The 11,329-nt window shown below is 76.3% G+C and carries 10 protein-coding genes and 1 pseudogene; all 11 read left to right on the top strand.

What is annotated here, in order from left to right; all coding sequences use genetic code 11:
* The coding region (locus AB0K09_RS22130; protein ID WP_366067101.1) for an acyl-CoA dehydrogenase at window positions 1-1,574 on the top strand (1,574 nt) is incomplete at its 5' end.
* Between the two features lies 1 nt (window position 1,575).
* Entirely contained in the window at window positions 1,576-1,866 is a 291-nt protein-coding gene (locus AB0K09_RS22125) for an acyl carrier protein (protein WP_366067100.1), read from the top strand.
* Window positions 1,863-3,977 carry a beta-ketoacyl synthase N-terminal-like domain-containing protein gene (locus AB0K09_RS22120; protein WP_366067099.1) on the top strand — a complete coding sequence of 705 codons (2,115 nt, stop codon included), beginning with the start codon at window positions 1,863-1,865 and terminating at the stop codon, window positions 3,975-3,977. The genes AB0K09_RS22125 and AB0K09_RS22120 overlap by 4 nt, the downstream gene beginning before the upstream one ends.
* Window positions 3,974-5,008, top strand: a complete 1,035-nt coding sequence (locus AB0K09_RS22115) for a 3-oxoacyl-ACP synthase III family protein (protein WP_366067098.1) — start codon at window positions 3,974-3,976, stop codon at window positions 5,006-5,008. Before AB0K09_RS22120 ends, AB0K09_RS22115 begins: the two co-directional genes overlap by 4 nt.
* On the top strand, window positions 5,005-6,903 hold the full coding sequence (locus tag AB0K09_RS22110) for an HAD-IIIC family phosphatase (RefSeq protein ID WP_366067097.1): 1,899 nt from the start codon (window positions 5,005-5,007) through the stop codon (window positions 6,901-6,903). The genes AB0K09_RS22115 and AB0K09_RS22110 overlap by 4 nt, the downstream gene beginning before the upstream one ends.
* Window positions 6,882-7,109 (top strand): phosphopantetheine-binding protein, encoded by a 228-nt coding sequence (locus AB0K09_RS22105; protein ID WP_366067096.1) that lies wholly within the window; start codon window positions 6,882-6,884, stop codon window positions 7,107-7,109. The genes AB0K09_RS22110 and AB0K09_RS22105 overlap by 22 nt, the downstream gene beginning before the upstream one ends.
* The gene (locus AB0K09_RS22100; protein WP_366067095.1) at window positions 7,106-8,023 is read left to right on the top strand and encodes a 2-oxo acid dehydrogenase subunit E2; all 918 of its coding nucleotides are present in this window, start codon (window positions 7,106-7,108) and stop codon (window positions 8,021-8,023) included. Before AB0K09_RS22105 ends, AB0K09_RS22100 begins: the two co-directional genes overlap by 4 nt.
* Window positions 7,905-8,741 carry a 4'-phosphopantetheinyl transferase superfamily protein gene (locus AB0K09_RS22095; protein WP_366067094.1) on the top strand — a complete coding sequence of 279 codons (837 nt, stop codon included), beginning with the start codon at window positions 7,905-7,907 and terminating at the stop codon, window positions 8,739-8,741. The genes AB0K09_RS22100 and AB0K09_RS22095 overlap by 119 nt, the downstream gene beginning before the upstream one ends.
* Window positions 8,741-10,012, top strand: coding sequence for an FAD-dependent oxidoreductase (locus AB0K09_RS22090; RefSeq protein WP_366067093.1), 1,272 nt, complete (start codon window positions 8,741-8,743; stop codon window positions 10,010-10,012). The genes AB0K09_RS22095 and AB0K09_RS22090 overlap by 1 nt, the downstream gene beginning before the upstream one ends.
* A complete protein-coding gene (locus AB0K09_RS22085; protein WP_366067092.1) occupies window positions 10,009-11,133 on the top strand; it encodes a hypothetical protein in 1,125 nt (374 codons plus the stop codon). Before AB0K09_RS22090 ends, AB0K09_RS22085 begins: the two co-directional genes overlap by 4 nt.
* Window positions 11,133-11,329: pseudogene (locus tag AB0K09_RS22080) on the top strand (DUF4260 domain-containing protein); the annotation flags it as partial. The gene AB0K09_RS22085 and the pseudogene AB0K09_RS22080, both read left to right, overlap by 1 nt.

Raw genomic sequence — 11,329 nt, 5'->3', positions numbered from 1 at the left:
GCCGGCTCGACCGCGCCGACACCCTCGCCCGCGTCCTGCGCTCCGTCTTCCGCCGGGACGCCTCGCTGGGCCTCGGCTACGGCGTCACCTCCTTCCTGGCCGCCGTCGCCGTCTGGGCCGCCGGCACGCCCGCGCAGCGCCGCCGGACCGCCGACCTGCTGCTGGGCGGCGGACGCCTCGCCATCGCCTACCACGAGCTCGCGCACGGCAACGACTTCGTCCGCAACGAGTTCGCGGCCGTCCCCCAGCACGGCGGCCGCGCCGGCTTCCGGCTCGACGGACGCAAGGAAGTCATCAACAACGCGGCACGCGCCGAGGCCATGGTCCTCTTCAGCCGCACCTCCCCCGAGCCCGGGCCGCGCAGCCACTCCGTCCTGCTCGTCGACGGCACCCGGCTGCCCCGCGACCGCTTCACCCGGCTGCCGCGCTACGAGACGACCGGCGTACGCGGCTGCGTGATCGGCGGCTTCGACTTCCACGACTGCCCCGTACCGGCCGACGCGCTGGTCGGCACCCTCGGCCAGGGCGTCGAACTCGCCCTGCGCTCCTTCCAGATCACCCGCAGCGCCGTGCCCGGTATGGTCCTCGGCGGCGCGGACACCGCCCTGCGCACGGTCGTCGGCTTCGCCGTCGAACGGCAGCTGTACGGCCGGTCCGTCTTCGACATCCCGCACGCGCGCGCCACCCTGGCCGGTGCCTTCGCCGACCTGCTGATCTGCGACTGCCTGGCCCTCGTCGGCACCCGCGCGGTCCATCTGCTGCCCGAGCAGACCAGCGTCTACGCCGCCGCCGTCAAATACCTCGTGCCCAAGCTGCTCCAGGAGACCGTCTACGACCTGTCGATCGTGCTGGGCTCCCACTTCTACGTCCGCGACGGCGCCTACGGCGTCTTCCAGAAGCACGTCCGCGACCTGCCCATGACCAGCCTGGGCCACGCCGGGACCGCCGCCTGCCAGGCCACCCTCATCCCGCAGCTGCCCCGCCTCGCCCGCGCCTTCTGGTGCTCCGGGGACGGCGAGGCGCCCCGGGCGCTGTTCCGCGTCCACGACGACCTGCCCGCACTGGACACCGGGCGGCTCGCCCTCGCCGCGAACGGCGACGCCCTCGCCGCCTCCCTCGTCGTCCTCGCCGACCGGCTCGCCACCGAGGACGCCGGCGCCGACGGACCCCTGGGCGTGGTGCGCGACCTGGCCGGCGCCCTCACCGGCGAACTGCGCGCCCTGCGCGACACCTGCCGCGCGATGCGCCCCCACGACCGCACCGCGCTCGCCAGCCCCGAGGTCTACGCCCTCGCGGACCGCTACGCGCTCGTCCTCGCCGGCGCGGCCTGCCTCGGCGTGTGGCACGCCCAGCGGCACGACGTACCGGGCCGGGGCCCCTCCGCCTTCCTCGCCGACCCGGCCTGGACGGCCGCGGCCCTGGCCCGGATCTGCCGGCGGCTCGGCCTGCCGGTCCCCGGGGACGCCGCGGACTGCACCGCGGGCCTCCTGCCCGAGGTGCTCGAACGGTTCCACGACCGACGCAGCTACGACCTGTACGACACCCCGCTCGCCGGGGTGACGAATGGAGGCTGAGATGGTGGTGTCCGGAACCAGCCCTCGGGAGAGGGAGTTCCGCAGCTGGCTCCTGGAGCGGCTCGGGCAGTATCTGCGGCGCCCGGTGTCCGAGATCGACACGGGGGTGCCCTTCGCGGAGTACGGGCTCGACTCCGTCGCCGCGCTGAGTCTCTTCGGCGACATCGAGGACGACTTCGGGCTCTATCTGGAGGCGACCGTCGCCTGGGACTACCCCACCGTCGACGCGCTCGCCCGCCACCTGGCCGCCGAGTGCGTCCGCGTGACGGGCCCGCTGGGGGAGGGACCGTGACCGGCGTCGCCGTCCTCGGCCTGGACTGCCGCTTCCCCGGCGCCCCCGACCCGGCCGCCTACTGGCGGCTGCTGGCCCGCGGCGAACGCGCCGAGGACGGCTTCCTGACCGGCGCCGACGCCTTCGACCACGCCTTCTTCGGCATCGACCGCGCCCGGGCCGCCACCATGGACCCCCAGCAGCGCCTGCTGCTCCAGACCGTCTGGCGCGCCCTGGAGGACGCCGGCACCGACCCGTCCGCCCTGGCCGGGAGCGGCACCGGCGTCTACGTCGGCGCCATGGCCGACGACTGGTCGCGCGTCCAGCTGGCCGGCGGCCGGACCCTCACCGCGGGCACCGGCACCGGCGCCGGCCGCGCCATGCTCGCCAACCGCCTGTCGTACCAGCTCGATCTGCGCGGCCCGAGCCTGACCGTCGACTCGGCCTGCTCCTCCGCCCTGGTCGCCGTGCACCTCGCGGCCGGGGCGCTGCTCGCCGGCGAGTGCGACCTCGCCGTCGCCTGCGGCGTCAACCTGATGCTCGACCACGCCCTCGACGACTTCTACCGGCACGCCGGACTGGCCGCGCCCGACGGCCGCTGCAAGCCCTTCGGTGCGGCCGCCGACGGCATCGGACGGGCCGAGGGCGTCGCCGCCGTCGTGCTCCGCCGCGCCGCGGACGCCACGGCGGCCCGGCAGCCGGTGCGCGCGCTGCTGCTGGGCAGCGCCGTCAACCAGGACGGCCGCAGCAACGGCATCGTGGCCCCCTCCCGGCGCGGCCAGCGCGAGGTGATGCGCGCCGCCTGCCGGCGCGCCGGGATCCGCCCCGAACAGGTCGACTGGATCGAGGCGCACGGCACGGGCACACCCGTCGGCGACCTCATCGAGGCCCGCGCGCTCGGCGACGTGTACGGTGCCGGCCGGGACGCGCCGTGCCCGGTGGGTTCCGTGAAGGGCAACATCGGGCACGCCGAGGGTGCCGCCGGGCTCGCCGGGCTGATCAAGGCGGTGCTCGCCCTGGAACACCGCCTGATACCGCCGGTGGTGACCGGGGGCCCGGAGAACACGGCCCTCGATCTCGCCGGACACGGCCTCGTCCTGCCGCGGACGCCCCTGCCGCTCCCGGACCGGCCGGTGATCGCCGCCGTCTCCAGCTTCGGCCTGGGCGGCAGCAACGCCCACGCCCTGCTCGCCACGCCGCCCGCCCCCGGCGGCCCGCCGGCCGCCGCACCGCAGGACGGCCCGGGGGTCTTCACCCTCTCGGCCCCCGACGCCGAGGCGCTGCGCCGCAACCTCCTGGCACAGGCCGACGATCTGGCCGCGCGGTGCGACGAGCCGGTCGCCGAACTGTGCCGCACCAGCAACCGGGTGCGGGCCGGCCTGCCCCACCGCATCGCCCTCCCGGCCCCGGACACCGCGACGCTGGCCGCCGCCCTGCGGGCCGCCGCGGCCACGCCGCGCCCGGGAACGCGCCGTCCCCCCGAACCGCCCTCCGTCGCCCTGCTGCTGGACGAACGTGACGCCCGGGCCACGGCGACGGCCGCCCGGCTGTCCCGGCTCGGACTGCCGGCGACCGCGTCCGGTGGCGAGCCGCCCGGCCTGGTCGTCCGGATCGGCGACGCGCCCGCACCGCAACGCCCGGACGGGGTCCCGGTGGTGTCCGTCCCGGCGGACGCCGACACCCCGGCGCTCGCCAGGGCGGTCGCGGCCCTGTACGAGCACGGCGTGGACCCGGACTGGGACGCGCTCCACCACTCCGGCGGGGTCACCCACCGGCGGCTCGCACCCCAGTGCTTCGCCGGCACACCGGTGACCGCGGAACCTCCCGCCCCCGCCCCCGCTCCAGGCACCGGCGGCCTCGCCGGTACCGTGCGCGAGGAGGTCGCCGGGATCCTCGGCACCGCACCGGGGGAGGTGCGGGACGACGACCGGTTCCACGACGACCTCGGCTTCGACTCGGTGATGGTCATGGAACTCACCCACCGGATCGAGCAACGGCTCCCGGACCTGGGCGAACTGTCGATCCCCGAGATGCTGCCCAGCCTGGTCACCCCCGCCACCCTGACCGGCTATCTGCGGGACCTGCTCGACCGGCCCCGCGCGAGCGCCGGCGTGCGGGAGGCGGGACGATGACGCACCTCGTCTCGGCGGCCTCCGCCCTTCCCGGACCACCGGTCGGCAACGACCGGATCCAGGAACGCCTCGGCCTCTCCCAGGAGTGGATCGAGACCTTCATCGGCACCCGCACCCGCCACTTCGCCGTCGACCTCGACAGCGGCGAGCCCGGCCCCACCCTGGCCGACCTGTGCGTGCTCGCGGCCGGGCGCGCGCTCGACCGGGCCGCGGCCGGCCCCGCGCGCCTGGGCCCCGACGGCATCGCCTTCGTCGTCCTGGCCACCGCCACCCCGGACGCGCTCATGCCGACCACGGCCGCCCTCGTCGCCGAACGGCTCGGCATCACCGGAGCCCCCGTCTACCAGCTGCAGTCCGGCTGCTCCGGCGCGGTGCAGGCGTTCGCCCTCGCCGACGCCCTGCTCACGGCCGGCGCACCGGCCGGACTGGTGCTCGGAGGGGACGTCTGCGCCAAGCACCTCGACCTGACGCGCGACTTCCCCCGCATGCCGCCGGGCGAGCTCGTCAACTACGTGCTCTTCGGCGACGGGGCGGGCGCCGCCGTCGTCACCGCCGGGCCGGCCGGCGCCGTCGCCCGGCTGCACGCACCCCTCCACCACCCCGCCCTGCCGGGGCTCCCGCCGGGACAGCGCGTCGCCTGGTACGGAGCCGCCGACCACGACCGCGGCGGCCCGCCCGTCACCGAGGACTACAAGGCCATCGAACACCGCGTCCCCGAACTGTCCGAACGTATCTGCGCCGAGCTGCTGGACCGGTGCGGCTGGCACGGGCAGCAGCTCGACTACCTGCTGCCCCCGCAGCTCGGCGGCAGGATGACCGCCGCGATCACCGCACGGCTGCGCGACCGGCTCGGCGCCGGGCGGGCCGAGGAGATCTCCTGCGTGGCGGAGACCGGCAACACCGGCAACGCCCTGGTCCTCACCCAGCTCGAACGCCTGCTCCCCCTGCTGGCCCCGGGGCGACGAGCGCTGTGCGCCTGCGTGGAGTCCAGCAAATGGATCACCGCCGGCTTCGGGCTGGAGGCGCTGTGAGCGACACACACAACAAACACGACGAACACCGCACGAGCGGCCTGCGGCGCCTGCGCGCCCTGCACACGGCCGGACAGCTCGCCGTCCGCTACCCCGAGGTGCGCGCCCTGCTCGACGGGCTGGACGACGACCAACTCGCCGGAGCCGGAGTCCTCCTCGCCCGCCTCGCCCCCCGCGACGTGCTGCGCCACCACCCCCGCACCCCGGTCGTCCGCGTCACCGTCTCCGCCGGGCGGGCCGTCCCCGGAGCCGTCGTCGCGCCCCTCGCCGCCGAGTTCGCCCGGCACGGCCTGCTGCTCGACGCGCGATGCGGACAGTTCAACGGCTGGGTCGCCGAACTCGCCGACCCGGCCTCCCCCCTCGCCGCCCACCGGCCCGAGCTGGCCCTGTGCCTGCTCGACCCGGACACCGTCCTCGAAGGGCTGCCGACGCCCTGGACCGCCGCCGACGCCCGCCGGGTGCTCGACGAGCGCCTCGGACTCATCACCCGGCTGGCCTCCGCGCACCGCGGCCGACGGCCGGAGAGCACCCTGGTGCTCAACACCGTCCCGCTCCTGCGCCACCACACCCACCAGCTCCTCGACCTCGCCGACCGTGCCGAACTCGGCATCGCATGGCGCGAGTTCAACACCGGGCTGCTGCGTCTGTCCCGCCCCGGCGACGGCGTCGTCGTCCTCGACCTCGACCCGGTGACCTCGGCCGGCGCCCGCGCCGACGACCCCCGTCTGGGCCTGCACGCCGGCGCCCCGCTCACCGCCGCGCTCCTCGCCGGCCACGCGCGCGAAACCGCCCACCTGGCCCGCGCCCTGCGCGGCCGGACCGGCAAATGCCTCGTCCTCGACCTCGACGGCACCCTCTGGGACGGCACCCTCGACGCCGACGGACCGACCGGGATCCGGATCGGACCCGCACACCTCCGGCTCCAGGGCGTCGTACGGCAGCTGGCCGCGCAGGGCGTGCTGATCGCCGCCTGCACCAAGAACGACGGGGAACCCGTCCGGCGGGTCCTCGCGGACCACCCCGACATGCTGCTGCGCGAGAACGACTTCACAGTCGTCGAGGCCGGCTGGGGACCCAAGCACGAGAGCCTCTCCCGCATCGCCGACACCCTCGGACTGTCCCCCGACGCCCTGGTCCTCGCCGACGACAGCCCCGCCGAACGCATGCTCGTCAAGGCCGCCCACCCCGGCACCGCCGCACCACCCCTGGACACCGAGCCGGCCCTGCACGCCGAACGGCTGCTCGCCGACGGCTGGTTCGACACCCTGCGCCTCACCGACGACGACCGCGCCCGCCCCGGCCGCTACCGCCACCGGGCCCACCGCGCCCGCCTGCGCGCCGCCCACCTGGACCACCGGGACTTCCTGCGCTCGCTCGGCGTCGTCGTGCGCGTCGCCCCCGCGACCGCCCCCGAACTGCCGCGCCTCGCCCAGCTGACCGTCCGCACCAACCGCTGCAACGCCACCGGGTACCGCTGGACCCCCGCCGAGGTCGCCGCCCGCGCCCGCACCGGCACGGTCCTCGGCGTACGGGTCGCGGACCGCTTCGGCGACGAGGGACTGGCCGGTGCGCTCTTCGTCCGCACCGGACACGACACCTGGACGCTGGACAACCTCGTGCTCAGCTGCCGGGTGCTCGGCAGGGAGGTCGAGGACGCCTGCCTCGCCGCGCTCATCGGCGCCGCCCGCGACGCCGGAGCCGCACTCCTGCTCGCCCGCTGGCACGACACCGGCGCCAACGCCGCGGTGCGCGAGCTGTACCTGCGGCACGGCTTCACCCCCCGCGAGCAGGACGGGCTCCTCGCCCGCCCGACCGCGGCGCCGGCGAAGGCCCCGGCGCACATCGGACTGCAGACCGGCACGCAGGAGGAACCGTGGGTGACGTCGGCGAACTGATCGCACTCGTCAACGAGGAACTCGGCACGGCCCTGCGGCCCGCCGACGCCGGTGCCCCGCTCGGCACCCTGCCCGGCTGGGACTCGCTGCTCCTGCTGCGCCTCGTCGCCGTCCTGGAGCGGCACACCGGCCGGCCGCTGCCCGTCGGGGACGTCATCGCCGCCGGCAGCATCGCCGGGATCCACGCCGTGGTGGTGGCCGCGTGAACACCGACCCGTACGACCGCGCCCGCCGCCACACCCGCTACTTCCTCTCCTGGGCCCGTTCGGCGTCCCCCGTCCATCTCGCCGCCGACGTCGACATGTCGGCCGTCGAGGCATACCGGGCGACCGCCCGCGCCGCCGGGACGCGCTGCTCGGTCGCCGCCTGCCTGGTCTGGGCGGCCGGCCGGGTCATGGCGGCACACCCCGAGGCCAACGCCGCGGCGACCGGGCTCCTCGCCCCCCGCACCGTCCGGTTCACTCGCGTGCACGTCAAGCTCGCCGTCGACCGTACGACCCCGCGGGGACGCTGGGTCCACACCGCCGTCCTGCGCGACGCCGACCGGCTCGGACCCCACGAGATCCAGCGGCTCATCGACCGCTGCCGGGACGAGGAGGACAACCGGCACGACGGGGACGACGAGGCCGCCCGGCGCATCCGGTTGCTCGGCCGGCTCCCCGCCCCCCTCGGCCGGCTCGCCTTCCGCGCCGCCGTGGCCGGCACCGGCCGCCGCCCCGAACTGCTGGGCACCGTCGCCGTCAGCTCCCTCGGCGGCCACCGCGTCGACGCCTTCCACGCCCACGGCGGCACCGCGGTCACCCTGAACGCCGGCCGCACCGCCCAGCGCCCGGTCGTGCGCGACGGCCGGCTGGTGCCGGCGCCCGTCATGCGGCTCGGCCTGACCTTCGACCACCGGGTGCTCGACGGCGCCGCCGCCGCCGGCGTGCTCGACGACCTCGTACGACTCCTGGAGGACCCCGATGCCCTTTCCGGCGGAGTTTCCGACGGGCCCGTCGACCATGGGACCGCCCCTGGCCGTGGCGGGACCACAGGGCCCCTGGCAGCAGGTCCTCGACACCCTGGCGGAGCACGGCAGCGTCATCGCCCACGGTCTGCTGGCGGACTGGATCCCCGCTGACCCCGAAGGCCCCGGCCTGCGCCGGATGCTCGGCCGCGACTGGGACCGCTACCACGCGATGCGCCACCCGCCCGTACGCGAACGCTTCGCCGCCTCCCGCCTGCTGCTCAAACACGTCGCCGCCCGCGTCCTGCACGCCGCCCCGCACACCGTCGAACTGGCCTACCACGCCGGCGGCCGGCCCTTCCTGCGCGGCTGCGACCAGATCGGCATCAGCCTCACCCACACCGAACAACTGCTGATGGTCGGCGTCACCCGGCGCGGCTGGATCGGCGTCGACGCCGAACTCGCCGACCGCCCCATGCTCCGCTCCGGCATCGAACGCCAGGTCTGCACCCCGTACGAACGCACCGTGCTCGCCCGCGTCGACGAGTCGCGCCGCAACGAGGAACTGGTCCGCATCTGGACTCTCAAGGAGGCGTACAGCAAGGCCATCGGACAGGGTATGCGCTTCCGCTTCAACGAGTTCGGCTTCGGCCCGAGCGGCCGCCCCGTCCGCGTCCTGCGGCCCGACGGCTCGCCCGGCACCGGCGACGAGTGGAGCTTCGGCACCTGCCGGGTGGCCGACCGGTACACCACCAGCTGGGCCCTGTACGACGCGGGCTTCGGCGACACCCGGGACACGGCCGCCGCCACCATGCTCGACGAGGGCCTGGTCGCCGCCCTGACCGCCGACCCCCTCGACCCCTACGCGGTCACCGCCGGACGGGCCGCCTGATGCCCGCCGGCGACACCCCGGACACCGGCGTCCTGGAGACCGACGTGTGCGTCGTCGGCGGCGGCCCCGCCGGGCTGGCCCTCGCCCTCGGCCTGGTCCGGCGCGGCGTACGCACCACCGTCCTCGAACGGTCCACCGGCGGACAGCGCGAGCTGCGCGGCGAGTCCCTCTCCCCGGACAGCGTGCGCCTGCTCGACCGGTTCGGCGTGCTGGAGCGGCTGCGCGCCGACGCCCTGACCGTGCACCGGCTGGAGGTCGCCGACGCCGGCCGTCCCGTGCTGTCCATCGACTTCGCCCGCTTCCCCTACGCCTACCGGCACCCGATGGAGATCCCCCAGCCCCGGCTCCTCGCCGAACTCACGACCGCCGCCGCCCGGGAACCCGGCTTCCGGCTGCTGCCCGGCCGGACCGCCACCGGCCTGTGGCGCGAGGCGGGACGCGTCGTCGGCGTACGGGCCGCCGGCCCCGGCGGGCCCCTGCGGGTCCGCGCCGCACTGACCGCCGTCGCCGAAGGACGCTTCGGCCGGCTGCGCGAGGAGGCCGGACTGCCCGCCACCGTCCGGCCCCTGCGCCGGGACGTGCTCTGGCTCCGGCTGCCCCGCCCCGCCGCCTGGACGGAACCCGCCTACCGGATCCGCATCCACCGCGACCGGCACGCCCTCGTCCTGCCCGACGCCAACGGCAGCACCGTACGGGTCGGCTTCAGCCTGCCCAAACGCGGACTGCGCGCCCTGCGCGCCGCCGGGATCACCACGCTGCACGAGCGGCTGCGCGAACTCGTGCCCGAACTCGCGGACCGTCCCGAGGCCCTGCCGGGCGACTGGTCGCAGACGGCCCTGCTGGACATCTTCACGGCCGACGTGCCCGTCTGGCACGCCCCCGGTGCCGTCCTGCTCGGCGACGCCGCGCACACCCTGTCACCGGTGCTCGGGCAGGGCGTCAACCACGCCCTCGGCGACGCCGCCGTCCTCGCCCCGCTGGTCGCCGGTGCCCTGGGGGACTCCCGGCCGGGACGGGCGCGGGCGGTGGACGCCGCGACGGCCGCCTACCAGCGCGGGCGGGCTCGAGCGGTCGCCGACTCGCACCGGCTCCAATGCCGCCAGGAACGCGTCTTCACCTGGTCGTCCCGCCCCGCGGCCGCCGCCCGGCGCACGGTCTACCGAGCCCTGCAGACCAGCCCCCGGCTGCGCGCCCGCGTGCTGGAACCCGCCTACTTCGCCGCCCAGCGCGGCGAACGGGCCGACCGGGCCCACGAGGAGGAACGGACATGACGGCACCCACCGGCACGACGGACCGCACCGCTACTACGGACCGCACAGCCATGACGGACCGCACGGCGGACCTCTGCGAACTGCGCGCGTTCGCGCTGCTGCACGCGACGGCCCAGGGCATCTCCGCCGAGCGCGCCTGCACGATCCTGACGCGCGTCACCGATCCCGGCGGCACCGGCCCCGGGAGCTGGGCACGCGTCTGGCTGGCCGAGGGCGACGAACTCACCGCGCAGGGCCGGCACCTGGAGGCCTGCGCCCACTACGCCATGGCACGCTTCCCCTGCCCCGACGGCCCCGCCGACACGCCCCGCCGGCTGGCCCAGCGCCGCTGCGTCGCCGCCTTCGACCGCTGGCGCACCGCACAGCGGCAGCCCGTCGGCCGGCTGGAGATCCCCTTCCAGGGCGGAACGGTCCGCTGCTGGACGGCCGGCCTGTCCGAGGCCCGGCCGCGCCCCCTCCTCGTGGTGACCGGCGGGATCGTCAGCGTCAAGGAACAGTGGGCACCCCTGCTCGCGCACGCCGACGCGCTCGGCGTGGCCGTCGCCGTCACCGAACTGCCCGGCGTCGGCGAGAACACCGCCCGCTACGGACCGCACAGCCCCCGCATGATCTCCGCGCTGCTGGACGCCCTCGACGGCCGCGCCGACGTGCGCCGCACCGCTGCCGTCGCCCTCAGCTTCGGCGGCCATCTCGCCCTGCGCTGCGCGCTCACCGATTCCCGCCTGGTGACCGTGGCCACCGTCGGAGCGCCGGTGAGCCTCTTCTTCACGGACCGGACCCGGCACCTCCCGCGGGTCACGCTCGCCGCGCTCGCCCACACCACCGGCGTCCGCCCGTCCCATGTCCTTCGCCACCTCCGCGACTGGGCGCTGCGCCCGGACGAACTGGCCGGGCTGCGGACGCCCGTGCACTACGTCGCCGCGCTGCGGGACGAGATCGTGCCCTTCGAGGAGGCGGACGTCCTGCGCGCGGCCGGAGTACCGGGGGAGACCACCGTCCTCGACGACGTGCACGGCGCACCCGGCCACGTCGACCGGACCCGCGCCGTCCTGCTCGGCGCCGCACTCGACGCGCTGGGCCGCCCGGCCCCGCACGCCCCCGCCGCCCGGCAGACCCCGTGATGAGCCGTCATCCCCGCTTCCTCCACCGGCACCCGGCCGGCCGCGCGCTGAGCCTCGCCGTCGGACTGGGCGCGCTCGCCGCCGCCCTGAAGACCGGCGGCCGCCACGGCCGGCGCACGGTGTGGACCGCCGCCCTGGCCCCCGACGTCGCCCTGCTGATCGGCATCAGGGCCGCCCCCACCTGGGACCGGCTGCC

The organism is Streptomyces sp. NPDC049577 (assembly GCF_040675635.1).
Lineage (GTDB): Bacteria > Actinomycetota > Actinomycetes > Streptomycetales > Streptomycetaceae > Streptomyces.
This window is presented reverse-complemented; position numbering and strand designations above follow the sequence as displayed.